The sequence below is a fragment of the Atopomonas hussainii genome (assembly GCF_900109735.1).
Lineage (GTDB): Bacteria > Pseudomonadota > Gammaproteobacteria > Pseudomonadales > Pseudomonadaceae > Atopomonas > Atopomonas hussainii.
The window spans coordinates 46680-64874 of sequence record NZ_FOAS01000001.1 but is presented as its reverse complement, the minus strand read 5'-3'; the positions used below and the strand labels follow the sequence as shown (position 1 = coordinate 64874).

18 protein-coding genes are annotated in these 18195 nt (G+C 60.7%); 12 read left to right on the top strand and 6 right to left on the bottom strand.

Annotated elements, in window-relative coordinates; translation table 11 throughout:
* Nucleotides 1-284: 284 nt before the first annotated feature.
* Both BMX80_RS00300 and BMX80_RS00295 read right to left on the bottom strand, forming a co-directional pair.
* Nucleotides 285-1589 (bottom strand): NAD(P)/FAD-dependent oxidoreductase, encoded by a 1305-nt coding sequence (locus BMX80_RS00300; RefSeq protein WP_074863993.1) that lies wholly within the window; start codon nt 1587-1589, stop codon nt 285-287.
* Nucleotides 1590-1735: 146 nt separating this feature from the next.
* The gene (locus tag BMX80_RS00295) at nt 1736-2224 is read right to left on the bottom strand and encodes a winged helix-turn-helix transcriptional regulator (RefSeq protein ID WP_071873137.1); all 489 of its coding nucleotides are present in this window, start codon (nt 2222-2224) and stop codon (nt 1736-1738) included.
* A 147-nt stretch (nt 2225-2371) separates the two neighbouring features.
* Here BMX80_RS00295 and dadA point away from each other — a divergent pair, with 147 nt between their 5' ends.
* The 5 genes from dadA to BMX80_RS00270 all read left to right on the top strand — a co-directional run bounded on the left by dadA (nt 2372) and on the right by BMX80_RS00270 (nt 6277).
* A complete protein-coding gene (gene dadA / locus BMX80_RS00290) occupies nt 2372-3670 on the top strand; it encodes a D-amino acid dehydrogenase (protein ID WP_074863991.1) in 1299 nt (432 codons plus the stop codon).
* On the top strand, nt 3645-3995 hold the full coding sequence (locus tag BMX80_RS00285) for a RidA family protein (RefSeq protein ID WP_074863989.1): 351 nt from the start codon (nt 3645-3647) through the stop codon (nt 3993-3995). The genes dadA and BMX80_RS00285 overlap by 26 nt, the downstream gene beginning before the upstream one ends.
* Nucleotides 3996-4007: 12 nt before the next feature.
* Nucleotides 4008-5075, top strand: coding sequence for an alanine racemase (alr, locus tag BMX80_RS00280; protein WP_074863986.1), 1068 nt, complete (start codon nt 4008-4010; stop codon nt 5073-5075).
* Between the two features lie 104 nt (nt 5076-5179).
* Complete coding sequence (locus BMX80_RS00275) at nt 5180-5728, top strand: cupin domain-containing protein (RefSeq protein ID WP_071873141.1); 549 nt, start codon at nt 5180-5182, stop codon at nt 5726-5728.
* A 126-nt stretch (nt 5729-5854) separates the two neighbouring features.
* Nucleotides 5855-6277, top strand: a complete 423-nt coding sequence (locus BMX80_RS00270) for a c-type cytochrome (RefSeq protein WP_074863984.1) — start codon at nt 5855-5857, stop codon at nt 6275-6277.
* A gap of 60 nt (nt 6278-6337) precedes the next feature.
* Here BMX80_RS00270 and BMX80_RS00265 read toward each other — a convergent pair whose 3' ends face one another.
* Complete coding sequence (locus tag BMX80_RS00265; protein WP_074863983.1) at nt 6338-7441, bottom strand: TRAP transporter substrate-binding protein; 1104 nt, start codon at nt 7439-7441, stop codon at nt 6338-6340.
* Nucleotides 7442-7996: 555 nt separating this feature from the next.
* On the opposite strand from BMX80_RS00265, the gene BMX80_RS00260 reads away from it, so the two are divergent.
* Nucleotides 7997-8542 carry a TRAP transporter small permease subunit gene (locus BMX80_RS00260; RefSeq protein ID WP_071873144.1) on the top strand — a complete coding sequence of 182 codons (546 nt, stop codon included), beginning with the start codon at nt 7997-7999 and terminating at the stop codon, nt 8540-8542.
* Complete coding sequence (locus BMX80_RS00255; protein WP_074863980.1) at nt 8535-9911, top strand: TRAP transporter large permease; 1377 nt, start codon at nt 8535-8537, stop codon at nt 9909-9911. The genes BMX80_RS00260 and BMX80_RS00255 overlap by 8 nt, the downstream gene beginning before the upstream one ends.
* Nucleotides 9912-9968: 57 nt before the next feature.
* Here the strand turns inward: BMX80_RS00255 and BMX80_RS00250 are convergent, their stop codons facing one another.
* Complete coding sequence (locus tag BMX80_RS00250; RefSeq protein ID WP_074863977.1) at nt 9969-10793, bottom strand: hypothetical protein; 825 nt, start codon at nt 10791-10793, stop codon at nt 9969-9971.
* 204 nt (nt 10794-10997) lie between these two features.
* On the opposite strand from BMX80_RS00250, the gene BMX80_RS00245 reads away from it, so the two are divergent.
* The 4 genes from BMX80_RS00245 (at nt 10998) to BMX80_RS00230 (ending at nt 14065) form a co-directional block, all read left to right on the top strand.
* Nucleotides 10998-12026 (top strand): zinc-dependent alcohol dehydrogenase family protein, encoded by a 1029-nt coding sequence (locus tag BMX80_RS00245; RefSeq protein WP_074863974.1) that lies wholly within the window; start codon nt 10998-11000, stop codon nt 12024-12026.
* Nucleotides 12019-12381 carry a hypothetical protein gene (locus BMX80_RS00240; protein WP_083394185.1) on the top strand — a complete coding sequence of 121 codons (363 nt, stop codon included), beginning with the start codon at nt 12019-12021 and terminating at the stop codon, nt 12379-12381. The genes BMX80_RS00245 and BMX80_RS00240 overlap by 8 nt, the downstream gene beginning before the upstream one ends.
* Nucleotides 12382-12451: 70 nt before the next feature.
* Nucleotides 12452-12928 carry a GNAT family N-acetyltransferase gene (locus BMX80_RS00235; protein ID WP_074863971.1) on the top strand — a complete coding sequence of 159 codons (477 nt, stop codon included), beginning with the start codon at nt 12452-12454 and terminating at the stop codon, nt 12926-12928.
* Nucleotides 12929-13015: 87 nt separating this feature from the next.
* Nucleotides 13016-14065, top strand: coding sequence for an MBL fold metallo-hydrolase (locus tag BMX80_RS00230; protein ID WP_074863965.1), 1050 nt, complete (start codon nt 13016-13018; stop codon nt 14063-14065).
* A gap of 29 nt (nt 14066-14094) precedes the next feature.
* Here the strand turns inward: BMX80_RS00230 and BMX80_RS00225 are convergent, their stop codons facing one another.
* Entirely contained in the window at nt 14095-15486 is a 1392-nt protein-coding gene (locus tag BMX80_RS00225) for a 3-oxoacyl-ACP reductase (RefSeq protein ID WP_235821583.1), read from the bottom strand.
* Nucleotides 15487-15682: 196 nt separating this feature from the next.
* Between BMX80_RS00225 and BMX80_RS00220 the strand changes: the two genes are divergently transcribed.
* Complete coding sequence (locus BMX80_RS00220) at nt 15683-16963, top strand: acetyl-CoA C-acetyltransferase (RefSeq protein WP_071873150.1); 1281 nt, start codon at nt 15683-15685, stop codon at nt 16961-16963.
* Between the two features lie 244 nt (nt 16964-17207).
* On the opposite strand, the gene BMX80_RS00215 is transcribed toward BMX80_RS00220, so the two are convergent.
* Nucleotides 17208-18011 carry an amidohydrolase family protein gene (locus BMX80_RS00215; RefSeq protein WP_235821582.1) on the bottom strand — a complete coding sequence of 268 codons (804 nt, stop codon included), beginning with the start codon at nt 18009-18011 and terminating at the stop codon, nt 17208-17210.
* Between the last annotated feature and the right edge of the window lie 184 nt (nt 18012-18195).

Here is an 18195-nt window from a genome sequence, read left to right as displayed (position 1 = left end):
GCCTAGTCAGAAACCGCGGTGTGTGCCGCGCGTGGCGCGCCAAGGCGGTGGCCAGCAGACTGTGTGAAAACTACTGCACTTGGCTATGCGGCGTTAAAAACAGGCTCAAAATGCTCACAAACCCGCAGGAGCGGGTTTGAACAGCTTTAGCTGGCCCGCAGGGCGGAGCACAGGATGTGCGGAGTATTTTTACCACACGTAAACTGCGCTTTTTCGCCTGTTTTTGCCTTGCCTAGCCTGCGCTCGCGACGTTTTCACACAGCCTGCTGAGCGCGCCATGTGGCTTAGACGATATCCAGCAACCGGTGCCAGAGCATGCCGGCCGCCAGCAGCGGCGAGCGTAGCGCGGGGCCGCCGGGGAAGGTCATGTGCGGCACTTTGGCGAACAGGTCAAAACCGTTGCTTTGTCCGTGAATCGCCTCGGCGAGCAGCTTGCCGGCCAGATGTGTGGCGTTGACGCCATGGCCGGAATAGGCCTGTGCGAAGTACACGTTGGGCTGCTCTGGCAAGCGGCCAATTTGTGGCAGGCGGTTTGCGCCAATGCCGATCATGCCGCCCCAGGCGAAGTCGATGCGGGTGTTGGCTAGCTCCGGGAATACTTTGAGCATCTTCGGGCGCATAAAGGCGACGATGTCTTTGGGGTCGCGTCCGGAATAGTTGCATGCACCGCCGAACAGCAGGCGGCGGTCAGCCGATAGGCGGTAGTAGTCCAGCGCGACACGCTGGTCGCACAGCGCCATGTTCTGCGGAATCAAGCGCTGCGCTTGTTCTTCGCTCAGTGGTTCGGTGGCGATGATGTAGCTGCCGGCGGGCAGCACTTGGCCGCCCAGCTGCGGGTTGAGTTGGTTCATGTAGGCGTTGCAGCCAAGAATTAACGTGTTGGCCTGCACGCAACCTTGCGCGGTGTGCACGGCTACGCTGTTGCCGTAATCGATGCGGGTGACCGCCGATTGCTCGTGCAGTTGCACGCCCAAGCTTTCGGCGGCGGCGGCTTCGCCCAAGGCTAAATTGAGCGGGTGCAGATGCCCCGAGCCCATGTCGATCAGCCCGCCGAGATAGCCTTCGCTGCCGACCACTTCGTGCATCTGGGTTTTATCCAGCAGGCGCAGTTCGTGGCGGTAGCCGAGTGCTTGCAGCTCGTGCAGGTCTTCAAAAAAGTCTTCAACATGCCGGCGCTTGTTGGCTAAGTCGCAGTAGCCCCAAGTCAGGTCGCAGTCGATTTTGTATTTGGCCACGCGCTGGCGGACGATCTCGACCGCTTCCAAGCCCATGTGCTTCATGGCCAGCACGCCTTCGCTGCCGATGTGTTTCTCGAACTGTTCAAGGCCGTGGCCGACACCGCGAATCAGCTGCCCGCCGTTGCGCCCGCTGGCGCCCCAGCCGATTTTGCGGGCTTCGAGCAGCACCACCTTGTAGCCGCGCTCGGCCAGCTCAATCGCGCTGTTCAGGCCGGTAAAGCCACCGCCGACGATGCACACATCGGCTTGCACGGCGCCTTTGAGCGGCGCGTAGCTGGTTTGCCGGGTGGCGGTGGCGGCGTAATAAGACGGAGCATGTTGCTCGCTGTGCACGGGAATGCGCGCGCTCATGGTGAATATCCTGAATTTTTTGCTCAATAAATTGCACGCAGACTAGCAATGCCCCGGCCTTAGGCCAAGGGCACACTGCTAAACCTAGGTTTAGCCAGTGGCTATCTATGCTTGGTTTATTCCGGTTTGCTTCACGCCGGTGTCGCTCAGTCCGGCACGGGCAGCTGCAAGGTCTCTTTGACTTCTTCCATTACGATGTAGCTTTTCGATTCGCGCACATGCGGCAGTTTCAGCAGGATGTCGCCGAGCAATTTGCGGTAGCTGGCCATTTCCGAAATACGCGCTTTGATCAAATAGTCGAAGTCGCCGGACACCAAGTGGCAATCCAACACATGCGGCAGTTTGAGCACGGCGCGGCGGAACTCTTCAAAAATATCCCCGGACTTAAACGACAGGCTGATCTCGACGAACACCAACAGGTTGGCCTTGAGCTGCTGTGGATTGAGCCGCGCGGAGTAGCCAAGGATCACCCCTTCGCGCTCTAGGCGGCGCACCCGCTCGGTGCACGGCGTGGTGGATAGGCCGACGCGCTCGCCCAGCTCAGTGAACGAGATGCGCGCCTCTTCTTGCAGGATGCGCAAGATCTTACGGTCGATTTTGTCCAGCTCGCGGCGGCTTTGATGTTGAGTGCGCATCAGGAAAACCTTTTGTTTGAGTGCTTTTGGTCGAGACTATTCAACAAACAGCGCTTTATGTTTGGTGAATAAAACTGCCTATGCAGCAATAGACTAGCCAATATCTCTGTATCGGCAAGTGGCGCAGCGGCGCGACGGGAGTTTTCCATGCGTGTATTGGTTCTTGGCAGTGGCGTGATTGGCACCACCAGTGCGTACTATCTGGCCCGCGCGGGCTTTGAAGTCGTAGTGGTCGATCGTCAGCCGGGTTCGGCGCTAGAAACCAGCTACGCCAACGCGGGGCAAATCTCCCCCGGCTATGCCTCGCCGTGGGCCGCGCCGGGCATTCCGCTGAAAGCCATGAAGTGGCTGCTGCAAAAGCACGCGCCGCTGGCGATCAAACTCACCGGTAATCCGGATCAGTACACCTGGATGCTGCAGATGCTGCGCAACTGCACCGCCAGCCGCTATGCGGTGAACAAAGAGCGCATGGTGCGTTTGGCCGAGTACAGCCGCGACTGCTTGGACGAGCTGCGCACCGAGACCGGCATTCACTACGAAGGCCGCACGCTGGGCACCACCCAATTGTTCCGCACCCAAGCGCAGCTCGATGGCGCGGCGAAAGACATCGCCGTGCTGGAGCGCAGCGGTGTGCCGTTTGAAGTGCTCGACCGCGCCGGCATTGCCCGCGTTGAGCCAGCCCTAGCCGGTGTGGCGGATAAACTCGCTGGCGCGCTGCGTTTGCCCAATGACCAAACCGGCGACTGCCAGATGTTCACCCGCGAACTGACCGAACTGTGCCGTGCCATGGGTGTGGAGTTCCGCTTTGGTCAGCACGTGCAGCGCTTAGAGAGCGATGGCGACAGCATCAGCGGCGTGTGGATCGACGGCCAGCTGGAAAAGGCCGACCGCTACGTGCTGGCCATGGGCAGCTACACCCCGGCGCTGGTTAAGTCGCTGGGCATCAAGGCGCCGGTTTACCCGCTCAAGGGCTATTCGCTGACTGTGCCGATTGTCGATGCCAGCATGGCGCCGACCTCGACCATTCTGGATGAAAGCTACAAGGTGGCGATCACCCGTTTCGACAATCGCATCCGCGTTGGCGGCATGGCAGAAATCGCCGGTCACGACTTGAGCCTCAACCCGCGTCGCCGCGAAACCTTAGAAATGGTCACCCGTGACTTGTACCCGGCCGGTGGCGATTTACGCCAAGCCGAATTCTGGACTGGTCTGCGCCCAGCGACCCCGGATGGCACGCCGATTGTGGGTGCGACTAAACTGCGCAACCTGTTCTTAAACACCGGCCACGGCACACTGGGCTGGACCATGGCGTGCGGCTCCGGTCGCCTGCTGGCCGATCAAATCGCCGGCCGCCGTCCGCAGATCAGTGCCGAAGGGTTGGATATTTCCCGTTACCGCAAAACCAAGGAGCCCAAGCTCAATGTCCGTCCAGCGCCTGCGCACTGAAAAGCGCTTTAGCGAAATCGTTATCCACAACGGCACCGTGTACTTGGCGGGCCAATTGGCCGAAAACCTCGATGGCGACATCGTGGCGCAAAGCCAAGAAACCCTCGCCAGTGTCGACCAATTTTTGGCCGAGGCTGGCACGGATAAATCCAAGGTGCTGTCGGTGACGATTTATGTCAAAGACATGGACGCCCACTACGCCGGCATGAATCAGGTGTACGACGCGTGGGTGGCCGAAGGCTGCGCCCCAGCGCGTGCCTGTGTGGCTGCCGCTATGTATGACCCGCGCGTATTGGTCGAAATGACCGTCATCGCCGCCCTGTAAGTTGAGACTGCCATGCGCCCGGCCCAAGCCCTGATCGACCTCGCCGCCTTGCGGCACAACTACCAGCTGGCCCGCGAATTAAGCGGCGGGCGCGCCTTGGCGGTGATCAAGGCCAATGCCTATGGGCATGGCGCGGTGGTGTGTGCCGAAGCGCTCAGCGACGCCGATGGCTTTGCCGTGGCCTGCATCGAAGAAGCGCTGGAGCTGCGCGCCGCCGGTATTCGCCAGCCAATTCTGCTGCTGGAAGGCTTTTTTACTGCCGATGAGTTGCCGCTGATTGAACAACATCAGCTCAGCACCGTGGTGCACAGCGACTGGCAAGTGCAGGCCATCGAGCAAGCGAGCCTCAGCACGCCGCTGCAGGTGTGGCTGAAAATCGACAGCGGTATGCACCGCGTCGGCGTGGCGCCGATCGAAGCGGCTGGGTTGTACCAGCGTCTGCTGGCCAGTGGACGGGTAGGCAAAGTGGTGCTGATGACCCACTTTGCCCGTGCCGATGAGTTGGATTGCCCGCGTACCGTCGAGCAGCACAAAGTGTTTTTAAATGCCGTGGCAGGGCTAAAAGCCGAGGTCAGCTTGGCCAATTCGCCGAGCCTGCTCGGTTGGCCGCAAGTGCGTAACGACTGGGGCCGCGCGGGCATTATGCTCTACGGTGCCACCCCGTTTAGCGCGCCGCACGCCGTGGCCGAGCGGCTCAAGCCGGTGATGCGCTTGCAGTCGAAAATTATCGCCGTGCGCGAACTGCCAGTGGGCGAGCCGGTGGGTTACGCCGGACGTTTTGTCACTGCGCGTAAAACGCGGGTAGGCGTGGTGGCGATGGGCTATGCCGACGGCTATCCGCGCCATGCGCCGGATGGCACGCCGGTGGCCGTCGATGGCCAACGCACCCGCCTGATTGGCCGGGTGTCGATGGACATGCTCACGGTCGATCTAACCGATCTACCCAGCGCCGGGGTGGGCAGCGCAGTTGAACTCTGGGGTACGCAGGTATTGGCCAGCGAAGTAGCCAGCCTTGCCGACAGCATTCCCTATCAGCTGTTTTGCAATGTGCGTCGTGCGCCGTTGGTGTACCAAAATTAAGGGTTAAGCGGCCAAGGTATTCGACACGGCTGTTGAAAATTCCGAACACCCTTGCCATGATGGCGTCCACTTTTTGGCTGATCCTACTTAGGAGGACACCACCCTTGGACGTTGGAGCCCGTCTGCGCGCCATTCGCAAACTCAAAGGTCTTTCGCAACGTGAGCTGGCCAAACGTGCCGGCGTCACCAACAGCACCATTTCCATGATTGAGAAAAACAGCGTCAGCCCCTCAGTGAGCTCGCTGAAGAAGGTGCTCAGTGGTATTCCCATGCCGTTGGTGGAGTTCTTCTCCCTCGATTTGGAGCAGGGCAACCCGACGCAGGTGGTGTACAAACACGAAGAGTTGATCGACCTCTCCAGCGGTCAGGTGGAAATGAAGTTGGTGGGCAAGGCACACACCAATCGCATGATTGCCTTCTTAAATGAAATGTACCCGCCGGGTGCCGATACCGGTGACGACATGCTTTCGCACGAAGGCGAAGAGGCCGGCACTGTGGTGTCGGGCCGCTTGGAGCTTACCGTGGGCCTTGAGACCTACATTCTTGAACCGGGCGATAGCTACTACTTCGACAGCACCCAGCCGCACCGTTTTCGTAACCCGTTTGAAGAACCCGTGCGTTTGATCAGCGCCACGACCCCCGCCAACTTCTAAGCGCGCGTCACGCAAACCCTTGCAGTTGACAGGGTTGTTTCGACAAACCGGCATTGCCGTTATACTGTGCGCCGCCCGCGCCACCGTGAAGCTCGGGTCCACACAGCCATGATTGAGGGTGTAAGGGTGAACCTGATTAAGAAGATTCTGACGGCTCAAGCCGCTGTTCTGGCTCTGGTAGCAGTGAGCGCCCAGGCCGCCTCCAACGATGACATCGCTGCGCGCATCAAGCCGGTGGGCGAAGTGTGTATCCAAGGCGAAGAGTGTAAAGGCGCTGCGGTTGCCGCTGTGGCTGCTAGCTCTGGCCCGCGCTCGGGTGAAGACGTGGTCGCTAAGTCGTGCAACGGTTGCCACGCTGCTGGTGTGCTGGGTGCGCCGAAAGTGGGCGACAGCGCCGACTGGAAAGCCCGTGCCGATAAAGCCGGTGGTCTGGACACGCTGCTGCAGCATGCCATCAATGGCATCAACGCCATGCCGCCGAAAGGCACCTGTGGCGATTGCTCCGACGACGAGCTGATGGCTGCCATCAAGCACATGTCTGGCCTGTAAGGCGAGCATGTACTAAAAAGGCCGGCGTAATGCCGGCCTTTTGTATTTCTGAGCGCTCAATCAGCCGCGAATATTCAAAATATCCTTAGTCGTGGCATCGCTATAACCACGCAGGCGGCCCAGATAGTCTTTCTGTGCGGCCCACACTTTGGCACTGGCGGGGTCGCTGGCGGCAGCGGCTTCGACCACTTCGGCGGCGATTTCTTTCAGCTTATTCAGCACGTCTTCCGGCAGACGACGCACTTCCACGCCTTCGGCCTTAAGCTTTTCCAGTGCGTCCATGTTGCGGGCGTTGTATTCGTCGAGCATCGAGCTGTTCACTTCGCGCGCGGCGGCTTTGACGATGGCTTTTAAGTCATCGGGCAACTGTTGCCAGGCTTTTTCGTTGATCGACAGTTCAAACGCCACACTCGGCTCTTGCCAGCCGGGGGTGTAGTAGTACTTGGCGGCTTTATGCAGGCCCAGCGCCAAGTCGTTGTAGGGGCCAATCCACTCGGTGGCATCGATGGCGCCGGTTTGCAGGGCGGTGAAGATTTCCCCCGCCGGCAGGTTCACCACCGTCACGCCAACCTTCGACAGCACTTCGCCGCCCAGGCCCGGGGTGCGCATTTTTACCCCGTCCAAGTCGCTTAAGCTGTTGATCTCTTTATTAAACCAGCCCGCCATCTGCACGCCGGTGTTGCCGCAGGCCAGCGGAATCACGCCGAAGGGTTTGTAGATTTCTTCCCACAGCGCCATGCCGCCGCCTTGGAAGAACCAAGCGTTCATTTCTTCGGCGGTGGGGCCAAAGGGAATCGCGGTAAAGAACTGCGTGGCGGGGATCTTGCCTTTCCAGTAATAGGGCGCGCCGTGGCCCATTTCGGCGGTGCCGCGCGATACCGCGTCGAACACTTCCAGCGCCGGTACCAGCTCGCCGGCGGCAAACAGTTTGACCTGCAGACGGCCGTTGCTCATCTCCTTAACCAGCTGAGTGAAGCGCTCAGCACCCACGCCCACACCGGGGAAGTTCTTCGGCCACGAGGTGACCATCTTCCAGGTAAAGGTTTGCTGTGCGGTTTGCGGGGCGTCTTGGCTGTCGCAGTTGGCTTCTTGCTTTTGGCAGCCAGCCAGCGCCAAGGTGGTTAAACCGAGGCCTGCGGCGGTGAGCATGTCACGACGTTTCATGCGCTATCTCCATTGTTTTTGTTGTGTAAGGGCCGGGATCACCGGCAACCGTCACCCTGTCGCTGCGGCTGGTGGGCGCGTTAAGTGGCGCGCCAAACAGCTGAGCCTGCAAAAAGGGTCGCCTTACAGACTGTGTGAAAACTGCTGCACTTGGCTATGCGGCGTTAAAAACAGGCTCAAAATGCTCATTTACCACACGTAAACTGCGCTTTTTCGCCTGTTTTTGCCTTGCCTAGCCTGCGCTCGCGACGTTTTCACACAGCCTGCTTAGGAGGCGCTGATTTAATCGCCGAACGCTGCAAGCACAAGGCGTACGGAGCGCAGCAACCAAGGCATACCGTCTGGTAGACGAGGTTGCGAGCACCGCACAACGCAGTGATTGGAGCGTGCAGGCATTAACTCAGTGTTTCCTTAGCATAGGCTTGCGGGCAAGCTTAGACTCTACGACCAAAGTTGCAGTGACATTGTGACTGGTCAGTCCAACTTACTAAAATGACAGCGCCGCGCCCACCCTGAGGTGCGTGCCAGCCAACAATAAGAAAGGAAAGCCCCGCTATGCCTGCTCCAGCCCAGCCAGCGCTCTTGCGCTTGGCCTGTCTGATTAATGCCCTTAACCATCGCCTCGGCGTGTTCTGCGCTTGGCTTACGGTGCCTATGGTGCTGGTCACGGCAGTGGTGGTGGTGCTGCGCTATGGCTTTGATACCGGCGCGATTGCCGCGCAAGAGTCGGTCATGTACCTGCATGCGCTGGTGTTTATGGGCGCCGCCGCGTGGGCCTTGCAGCGAAATGCGCATGTGCGAGTGGATATTTTTTACCAAAAGATGAGCCCGCGCCGCCGCGCCGTGGTGGATTTGCTTGGCACGCTGCTGTTTTTGCTGCCGGTGTGTTTGTTCCTCGCCTACAACAGCTGGAGTTACGTCACGGAAAGCTGGCAGGTGCTGGAGAAATCCCGCGAGGCCGGTGGCTTGCCGCTGGTGTACCTGCAAAAAACCATCATCTTGGTGCTGGTCGCTAGCTTGATTTTGCAGGGCGTGGCGGAGGTCATCCGCAATGCTTACGTGATGCTGGGCCTCGTGGATGCGGAGGTGCAGCATGGCTGAGTTCATGTCCATCCTGCTGTTTATCAGCATTTGTGTGGCCTTGATGGCTGGCTATCCAGTGGCCTTTACCTTGGGCGGTATGGCGCTGCTGTTTGCCGGTATTGGCGTGCTGACCGGCACGTTCGATCCGACCTTCCTCACCGCCTTGCCGAACCGTTTGTTCGGCATCATGAATAACGAAACCTTGCTGGCGGTGCCGTTCTTCGTCTTTATGGGCGTGATGCTGGAGAAGTCCCGCGTTGCCGAAGATTTGCTCGAAGCCATGGCCAAGCTGTTTGGCGGCGTGCGCGGCGGTTTGGCGTTGTCGGTGTGCATCGTCGGCGCTCTGCTGGCGGCGAGTACCGGTATTGTCGGTGCGACTGTGGTGACTATGGGCCTGCTGGCGCTGCCGACTATGCTGCGCAAGGGGTACGACCCGGCGGTATCTACCGGCACCTTGTGCGCCACGGGCACGCTGGGGCAGATCATTCCGCCGTCGATTGTGCTGGTGTTGCTGGGTGATGTGATGTCCAGCGCCTTCTCGCAGGCGCAGCTGAAAATGGGCATCTTCTCGCCGAAAACCGTGTCGGTGGGTGACTTGTTCGTCGGCGCGCTGATCCCCGGCTTGATGCTGGTGGGCCTGTATATCGTCTACTTGCTGGCGGTGGCGTATCTGCAACCGCACAAGTTGCCGCAAATCCCCAAAGAAGAGCGTGAGGCGATCAACTGGCCGCAGCTGCTGCGTGCCTTAGTGCCGCCGCTGCTGTTGATTGGCGCTGTGCTGGGTTCGATTCTCGCCGGTGCCGCGACGCCTACTGAGGCCGCTGCCTTGGGCGCCGTGGGTGCCATGGCGTTAGCGATCAGCAAGGGCCAGTTCACCTTGGGTAAGTTCCGCGAAGTGGCGCAGGGCACCACCGAAATCACCAGCATGGTGTTTCTGATCTTGATCGGCGCGTCGCTATTCTCGCTGGTGTTCCGTGGCTTTGGCGGCGAAGCACTGATCGAAGATGTACTGGCCAATCTGCCCGGCGGCGTGCTCGGCGCCTTCTTCGTGGTGATGCTGGTGATCTTCCTGCTCGGTTTTATTCTCGACTTTATCGAGATCACCTTCGTGGTGGTGCCGATTGTTGGGCCGATCCTCTTGGCCATGGGCCTCGACCCTGTGTGGCTGGGGGTGATGATTGCCCTGAACCTGCAGACCTCGTTCCTCACCCCGCCGTTTGGCTTTGCCCTGTTCTATTTGCGTGGGGTGACGCCGCCGTCGATCCCCACCACGGCGATGTACAAGGGCGTGGCGCCGTTTATTGCTATTCAGGTGTTGATGCTGGTGATTGCCTATATCTTCCCCGAGATCATTACTTGGCTGCCGGAGCAGCTGTACGGCAAGTGATGTTGTTAACCACCTCGGCGCGTGTTGCTGCCGAGGTGGTTAAGTGGCTGCCGGCGCTTAAGACGCTTCGTCCCATGTTGACCACTGTGGCTCGTCGGCAAAGTGCGTGACATCGTCTACCCCCTGCGGCAGTAAAGGCAGCGGCTCTGGGGTGACCAGCGCAGGCTCAGGTGTTGTTTGCGCCCATTCGCCATGCTCTGGGGTAACGCTCGTTTGTTCAGGCTCCGCCAGCTGGTTGTAGTCTGGTACGGCAATGGGCGCCTCTGGAGTTAGCAGATGCTCGGCCCATTCGTTGTAGTTAGGCGTGGCTATTGGCGGCTGCACCTCAATGTGTAAGTGCTGCTCGGGCACGACAATAGGCTCTTGCGGAGTGACCTGTTGTGCAGCCCAGTCGTTGTAATCCGGTACCGCAATGGGTGGCTGCGGGGGCTGCACACGGGGTTGCTCCGGCACGGTGATGGGCGGCGTTACCTGCCGCGCGGCCCAATCGTTGTAGTCGGGCACCACAATGGGCGTGTTCGGCGCTGGCCGTTCGGGCACCACCAGCACCACCGGCGGTTGTACCGGCGGTCTAGTCGCCGGTGGCTGAGTTTGTGGTTGCGGCGGCCGTGTTAACGGTGGTTGTACTTGCGGACGGCTGGCCATGCCGCTGTGATAGCCCGCGTTATACGCCTGCACTGCGGCTTGCTGCTGATAAGGCGGGCAGTAGGCGTTGAACCAGGTGGTGTCTTTACTGTGGCCATAGGCACCATCGCGCTGGCCGCGTTGCTGGGCAAAGCTGGGCTGGCAATCACGGGCGACTTGTTCTTCATGCATACGCTGCAGTTCGGCGCAGCCTGAGGTGAGGCTTGCGACGCTGATCAGGCAGAGAATTTTCTTCATAAGGTGCTCTTAATAGGGGCGGCTCGCAGCAGTGCAAGCCCGATGCGCTGCATCCTAATGTGCCCCGGCTGAACGAATGCTGAACGTCATGCAAGATGCCCTATCACCGCTAGGCATGGCGGCTATCAACCGCATCACTTGGCCCTAGGCGAGCAAGCTGGGTAGAGTGCACACTCATCGTGATTCGCTGTGTATGAGGTTGTTATGCCGCAACAGATTCGTTTTCACCAATTCGGTGGCAGTGCCGAGCTGCGCTTAGAGGACGTCACCTTGCCTGCGCCCAAGGGGCGCGAAGTGTTGGTGGATGTTCGCGCGGTGGCGGTCAACTGGGGCGATATTTTGCGTCGGCAGAATTTATCCGGTGAGCATGTCGAGTTGCCGGCCGGGCTTGGCTACGAGATCAGCGGCGTAGTGCGCGCGCTGGGCCCTGAGGTGCGCGACTTAACCGTCGGCCAGCGCGTAGCGAGCATCCCCGCGCACGACTTAAACCTGTATCCCGGCTACGGCGAGCAAGCCTTATTGCCGCGCGAAGCCTTGCTGGTGGTGCACGACAGCTTGAGCGATGAACAAGCGGCGGGTTTTTACGGCCCGCTGATCAGCATGTACTTAGCATTAACCGACTTGGCCCGTGCCAAGCCCGGTCAGCGTGTGTTGGTGACCGCCGCCAGCCAATGCCATGGCCCGGCGGCGGTGCAAATGGCCAAAGCCTTGGGCATGCACGTTATGGCAGCCAGCCAGTTTGCTGAAGATGCGCAGTGGCTGCAGTCATTAGGCGCCGACAAGGTGATCAACTGCGCCGAGCAGGACTTGCTGCTCGAAAGCGAGCGCTTTACCGGCGGCCTTGGCCTTGATATCGCGCTGGACGGCCAATGCAGCACCAACCTGTGCCTACTGGCCGAAGCACTCGGCACCAGCGGCAAGTTGGTGCTCTACGGCTACAACGGCGGTAACGAAGCGGTGTACCCGGCCTGTGTGAGCTTTCAAAAGCACCTGCAAATTTTGCGGCACTGTTTGATGGATTACAGCGGCTGCCCCGAACTGAATATTGCCGCGCAGCCTGAGTTGCTTGAGCAAGCGTATCAACGCGTGCAGCAGCTGCTCGATAACGGCCAACTGCAAGCCACAGTGGCCGCGCGTTTTAGCTTAAGCCAAGCCGCAGCGGCGCATGACCTGATGGAAACCTGCCCACGCGGTGGCCGCGTGGTGCTGAGCGTGGAGGCCCAGCATGCTTAGAGCGCTAATCATTCTGTTCAGCACGGTGCTGTTAACCGCCTGCGGCGTTGCCGCCGATGGCGGTGAAGTGCAGGTATATCGCAGCACTGGCGCCGTGCAGTGCGAGGCCAATAGCGGGCGCACCGTCGAGCAAGCGCAAGCCCAGCTTGAGGACATCGGCGTGGCGGTATCCAGCGCCGCGTGTGGCAGCCAAGACATCATGGTGATGACTGTCTGCGGCGCCGGTACGACGGATATCCACCTGCTGACCATCGCTCGTGTCGATCTGCCGCAAGCCGAAGCGCTGGGTTATCGCGCCGTGGCAGAGCTGGGCTCGAAAAAAGCACCGGGCTTTCAAACTGCCACCTGCCAGTAAATCCCGCGCTTGTGCGGCGCACTGAGCGCCGTACAATGCGCCGCTTCTTCGTCAGTCCGCTTAATTCTGTATGCAGATCGTGCCCGTTACTGCTGAAAACCTGCGCTTGTACCTCAACTTGGCGCAAAGCTACGAAGGCGAGTTTTCCGCCATCACCGGTAAACAACCGGGGCCGGACGGTTTATTTGCCTTAGATACGCCACTGACGGGTGATGTGCGCGGCTATTTGCTGTTGCTCGACAGCATCCCCCTCGGCATCACCGCCATCGCCCACGGGCCAGACCAGTATTACGAAATCTGCGAGTTCTACGTGGTGCCCAGCGTGCGCAAACGTGATTTGGGGCGGCGCTTTGCCCATGCGTTATGGCAACAGTTGCCGGGTCACTGGCAGATTAAACAGTTGCCGCAGGCGCAGTACGCCAGTGCCTTTTGGCGCAAAACCATTGCCAGTTTTGCCGTCAGTTTTGCTGAGGATCAGTACCTTGATCCGTATTGGGGGGCGGTGCAGCGCCAGCGCTTTTCGGTTGCGCCGACGCTGGCGGCGTAACATCCCATTACATTTGTGCGTTTTGCCTGTTCGGCGTTCGCCTCTAGACTCGGATCATCATTTCGATACTTGTCGAACAGAGGCTTTATGTCCAGCAGCATCGCTAGCTCAGTTAACTCACCTGCACTGCAGCCTGTCACTACGGCGTCACAGGGCGCCCGTCAGGTGGCTGGGCGTTATCGTAATGCGCAACGTGCGCCCCAACGTGGCTTGTGGGACACCCTGCGCATCTTCGCCAAGTTCACCTTTAATCGTCCCGCCGGCACCGTGCCGGAGGATGCCATCCCGGTGCGCGCGCTCAGTCGCGCTGAGTTAGACCAAGCCCCCAACGGCAGCTTGTATCGTCTCGGCCACTCGACGTTGCTGTTTAAGCTGGATGACGGCTGGTGGATTACCGACCCGGTGTTCTGCGAGCGCGCCTCGCCGCTGCAATGGCTGGGGCCCAAGCGCTTTCATGCGCCGCCGCTTAGCTTGGCGGAACTGCCGCCGCTACGCGGGATTTTGCTCTCCCACGACCATTACGATCACCTCGACAAGGCCAGCATGCTGGCGCTGGCGCCGCGTGCCGAACACATCATCACCCCACTGGGCGTGGGCGACCGGCTGGTGGCGTGGGGTATCGACGCTAAGAAAATCCGCCAGCTCAGTTGGTGGCAAGAAACCCAGGTCGGCGCACTGACCTTAGCCTGCACACCGGCGCAGCATTTCTCCGGTCGCGGGGTGAATGATGGCAACCGCACCCTGTGGGCCTCGTGGGCGGTGCTGAGCCCAGAACTGCGGCTGTTTTTCAGCGGCGATAGCGGTTATTTCCCCGGTTTTGCCGAGATTGGCGCGCAGTACGGCCCGTTTGACCTCACCCTGATGGAAACCGGCGCCTACAACGGCGACGATTGGCCGCACGTGCACATGCTGCCCGAGCACAGCCTGCAAGCGCACCTCGACGTGCGTGGCCGCTGGCTGCTGCCGATTCATAACGGCACCTTCGATTTGGCCATGCACGGCTGGCGCGAGCCGCTGGAGCGCATCTGCACGCTGGCCGAGCAGCACAGCGTGAGCGTGACCACGCCGATGATGGGCGAGCGCTTAGACATGCTCGCCCCACAACCAGCCCAAGCTTGGTGGCAGGGCCTGCGTTAAGCGGCGCTGCCACTGGCCTTAGGCGCGGGTTAAGCGCCGAGCAAGCTCTGCCCGCAGACGCGTACCACGTTGCCGGTTAAACCATTGGAGGCTGGGTTACCCAGCCAGGCGATGGTTTCGGCCACGTCCACCGGCAAACCGCCTTGGCTCAGGCTGTTCATACGCCGTCCGGCTTCGCGGATGGCGAAGGGGATGGCAGCGGTCATCTGGGTTTCGATAAAGCCCGGCGCCACCGCATTGATGGTCACCTTGTGCTTGGCCAGCGGTGCGGCCATGGATTGCACCATGCCGATCACGCCGGCCTTGGACAGACCATAGTTGGTTTGCCCACGATTGCCGGCAATGCCGCTGATCGACGCCACGCAGACGATGCGCGCGCCAGTCTTGAACAGCTTTTCAGCCAACAGATGATCGTTGATGCGTTCTTCGCTGAGCAGGTTGATATCCATCACCTGATCCCAAAACGCTTCGCTCATGCGCGCGAGGGTTTTGTCGCGGGTGATGCCGGCGTTATGCACCAGCAAATCCACCCCACCGTGCGGCTTTAACGCGGCGGCGATTTGCGCCGGGGCGTCGGCGGCGGTGATGTCCACGGCCAGCGCTTCGCCTTCCAAACGCGCCATGGCGGTTTGCAACTCGCCAGCGGCCGGCGGAATGTCCAAGCCAATCACTTTGGCGCCATCGCGGGCCAGTACTTCGGCAATCGCCGCGCCGATACCACGGCTGGCGCCGGTCACCAGCGCCACTTGGCCGGCCAGCGGGCGCTGCCAATCGGGTGTGCTGGTTTGGCTAGCAGTGACGCGCACATGCTGAGCGCTGACATACGCCGAACGCGGCGAGAGGAAGAAGCGCACGCTGGAATCCAGCTGCGCTTCGGCGCCTTCTGCCACGTAGATCAGGTTGGCGGTGCCGCCGGCGCGCAGTTCTTTGCCCAGCGAGCGAATAAAGCCTTCCAGCGCGCGCATGGCGGTGGCTTGCTTGGGCTCTTTGCAGGCTTCTGGCGGACGACCGACCAGCACCACGCGGCCGCTGTTATCCAGCTTGGCCAAGTGCGGCTGGAGGAATTGCAGCAGCACCTTGAGCTCGCCGCTGTGCTGCACGCCGGACACATCCAGCAGCAGGGCTTGCAGCTTTTCGCCGTCGGTCACGCTGCCGACGCTCACGCCGGCCTCTTGGGCCAGCGGGTGCAGGTTATCCAGCAGCTCGCCACGGGCGGCGTAGATCACCGCACGGCTGTCACCCAAGATGCGCAGCAGGGCGCTGGTCACTGCGGTGTTGCGTGCGGCACCGAGCAGCACCGGGGCTTTGAGCAGCGGCACGTGCGTTTGGTGGCGCTGTAGGTTGACCGGGGTCGGCATGCCCACCGATTGCAGTAACGAACGGCCAAAGCCGGACTGGGCGAACGCGGTGTAGCGGTCCATGAGAATCTCCTCGCTGGGGGCGGTGTGCAGGCCCCGCATGGTTAATCAGTGGCTGCATTAAAGCAAAGCCGGTGCAGGCTTCGATTGACCGCGACACGCCCTTGAGTGTCGCCACGGCCAATGAGCGACCCCGCGCATGGGCTAAGCTTGGCCGACCAGCGCAGGGCTGAAGCTGCGCCATTTTCAGGAGATTTGCATGAGCCAGATTCGCCGCGTAGCCATTATTGGCGGCAACCGTATCCCTTTCGCCCGCTCGAACGGCGCCTACGCCAAAGCCAGCAACAGCCAGATGCTCACCGCAGCGCTGGAAGGCTTAGTGCAGCGCTTTAATCTGGCCGGCGAGCGCGTCGGCGAAGTGGTCGCCGGTGCGGTGCTCAAGCATTCCCGCGACTTCAACCTGACCCGCGAATGCGTGCTGAGCAGCTCGCTGGCGCCGGAAACCCCCGCCTATGACATCCAACAAGCCTGCGGCACCGGCCTTGAAGCGGCGATTCTGGTCGCCAACAAGATCGCCCTTGGGCAGATCGACTGCGGCATCGCCGGCGGCGTGGACACCACCTCCGACGCGCCAATCGGCGTGAACGAAAAACTGCGGCAGATTCTGCTCGAAGCCAACCGGGGCAAAACCACCGGCGACAAGGTCAAGGCGCTGCTGAAGATTCGCCCGAGCCACTTGGCACCGTCGATTCCGCAAAACGGCGAGCCGCGCACTGGTCTCTCCATGGGCGAGCACTGCGAGCTGATGGCCAAGACGTGGCAAATCCCGCGCGCCGAGCAAGACGCGCTGGCGTTGGCCAGTCACCAAAACATGGCCAAAGCCTATGCGGATGGCTTTCATGCCGATTTGATGACGCCGTTTATGGGCTTGGAGCGTGACAACAACCTGCGCGCCGACATCACCGCCGAGAAGCTCGCCGGCCTTAAACCCTGCTTCGACCGCTCGGCGAGCGGCACCCTGACGCCGGGTAACTCCACCCCGCTGACCGACGGTGCGTCGATGGTGCTGCTGGCCAGCGAAGAGTGGGCCAAGGCCCGCAAGCTGCCGGTGCTGGCCTACTTAACCTTTGGCGAAGCCGCCGCGGTGGACTTTGTGAAGAAGGGCGAAGGCCTGCTGATGGCCCCGGCGTATGCAATGCCGCGCATGCTCGAACGCGCCGGGCTTACCCTGCAAGATTTCGACTTCTACGAGATTCACGAAGCCTTTGCCGCGCAGGTTCTGTGCACCCTCAAAGCGTGGGAAGACCCAGCGTACTGCAAAGACAAACTGGGCCTGAAAAAGCCGCTCGGCAGCATCGACCGCAGCAAGCTCAACGTGCGCGGTAGTTCGCTGGCCGCCGGCCACCCGTTTGCCGCTACCGGCGGGCGCATTCTCGCTAGCCTCGCTAAGCAGTTGGCGGAGAAGGGCAAAGGCCGTGGTCTGATCTCTATCTGCGCCGCCGGCGGGCAGGGTGTGGTGGCGATTGTTGAGCGCGATTAAGTGTTAATCGACCGCTGCGGCTTAATCCGCAGCGGTCTAATCATTTCTCAATGCTGTAAGCACCCTTGCGCCGGCTAGCCGGCGCTTTTTTATGCGCGGGTATTAAGTGGAGCATGAGGCGCTGATTTAATCGGCGAACGGCTCAAGCACAAGGCGTACGGAGCGCAGTAAGCGAGACATACCGTCTGGTAGGCGAGCTTGCGAGCACCGCACAACGCTGTGATTGGGTCGTGTAGCCATTAAATCAGAGCTTGAACACCCGCTGGGCATTGCCGGCTAAAAACAACGCGCGGGTTTCGTCGTTGAGCTGTAGGGCATCCAGCTCGCTGAGGCAGGCCTCGGGCGTCAGCATCGGGTAGTTGGTGCCGAACATCACCTTATGTTTGCCGTGCGCTTGCATATAGGCCACCAGCTCGGCGGGGTAGCGCTTGGGCTTGTAGGCCGAGGTGTCGATATACACGTTGGGGAACTTAGTGGCGAAGGCGATCATCTCGGCGTGCCACGGGTAGCCAATGTGCCCGCAGACGATTTTTAGCTCGGGAAAGTCCAACGCGATGCGCTCGATATGCAGCGGTCGACCGCTTTCGGAGCTGCGCAGCGGGCCGGTCAGGCCGACTTGCAGGCACACCGGCACATCCAGCTCTACACACGCGGCGTATAGCGGGTAATACAGCGGATGGGTGCATGGCAGCTCCCACAGCCACTGGACAATGCGCAGGCCCTTAAAGCCGTGCTCGGTCACGTAATGGCGCAGCTCGCGCACGGCGGCCACGGGGTCGCGCAAGTCTGCCGAAGCCAGGCCGGAAAACTGCTCGGGGTACTGCTGTACCACGCTCAGCACATCTTCATTGCTAATCAATGCGCCTTGCGGGCCGTACCACGCGGTGATTAAGGCTTTATCCACGCCGCCGGCTTGCATTAGCTGGCGGGTTAGCTCGACCGGCACGGCGGCGAAGTCTTGCCGCGTCCACTTTTTCAGTGAATCGAAAAACGGCTCGGCTAAAAAACGCGCGGTGGGGTGTTGGGCCCAAACATCGATCACCTGCATGGCGGTTACTCGCTTATTGCTCGCATAAGCCAGCAGTGTGGGCCAGTTGCGTGGCAAGAGCGCCAAGCCTTTTGGCCAAAGGTGCGGGGGATTTGGTCAGTCGGCGGAGAGGCTTTTGCGAGCTGCATCACGCTTCTTAAATGTTGGCCGCTTTTCCAAAGTTTGCCGCGAACTGTGCACACCT

Bases quoted from the DNA above. Each gene is read 5' to 3' on its own strand.
- BMX80_RS00300 (WP_074863993.1), bottom strand. From the start codon at position 1,589: ATGAGCGCGCGCATTCCCGTGCACAGCGAGCAACATGCTCCGTCTTAT.
- BMX80_RS00295 (WP_071873137.1), bottom strand. From the start codon at position 2,224: ATGCGCACTCAACATCAAAGCCGCCGCGAGCTGGACAAAATCGACCGT.
- dadA (WP_074863991.1), top strand. From the start codon at position 2,372: ATGCGTGTATTGGTTCTTGGCAGTGGCGTGATTGGCACCACCAGTGCG.
- BMX80_RS00285 (WP_074863989.1), top strand. From the start codon at position 3,645: ATGTCCGTCCAGCGCCTGCGCACTGAAAAGCGCTTTAGCGAAATCGTT.
- alr (WP_074863986.1), top strand. From the start codon at position 4,008: ATGCGCCCGGCCCAAGCCCTGATCGACCTCGCCGCCTTGCGGCACAAC.
- BMX80_RS00265 (WP_074863983.1), bottom strand. From the start codon at position 7,441: ATGAAACGTCGTGACATGCTCACCGCCGCAGGCCTCGGTTTAACCACC.
- BMX80_RS00260 (WP_071873144.1), top strand. From the start codon at position 7,997: ATGCCTGCTCCAGCCCAGCCAGCGCTCTTGCGCTTGGCCTGTCTGATT.
- BMX80_RS00255 (WP_074863980.1), top strand. From the start codon at position 8,535: ATGGCTGAGTTCATGTCCATCCTGCTGTTTATCAGCATTTGTGTGGCC.
- BMX80_RS00250 (WP_074863977.1), bottom strand. From the start codon at position 10,793: ATGAAGAAAATTCTCTGCCTGATCAGCGTCGCAAGCCTCACCTCAGGC.
- BMX80_RS00245 (WP_074863974.1), top strand. From the start codon at position 10,998: ATGCCGCAACAGATTCGTTTTCACCAATTCGGTGGCAGTGCCGAGCTG.
- BMX80_RS00240 (WP_083394185.1), top strand. From the start codon at position 12,019: ATGCTTAGAGCGCTAATCATTCTGTTCAGCACGGTGCTGTTAACCGCC.
- BMX80_RS00235 (WP_074863971.1), top strand. From the start codon at position 12,452: ATGCAGATCGTGCCCGTTACTGCTGAAAACCTGCGCTTGTACCTCAAC.
- BMX80_RS00230 (WP_074863965.1), top strand. From the start codon at position 13,016: ATGTCCAGCAGCATCGCTAGCTCAGTTAACTCACCTGCACTGCAGCCT.
- BMX80_RS00225 (WP_235821583.1), bottom strand. From the start codon at position 15,486: ATGGACCGCTACACCGCGTTCGCCCAGTCCGGCTTTGGCCGTTCGTTA.
- BMX80_RS00220 (WP_071873150.1), top strand. From the start codon at position 15,683: ATGAGCCAGATTCGCCGCGTAGCCATTATTGGCGGCAACCGTATCCCT.
- BMX80_RS00215 (WP_235821582.1), bottom strand. From the start codon at position 18,011: ATGCAGGTGATCGATGTTTGGGCCCAACACCCCACCGCGCGTTTTTTA.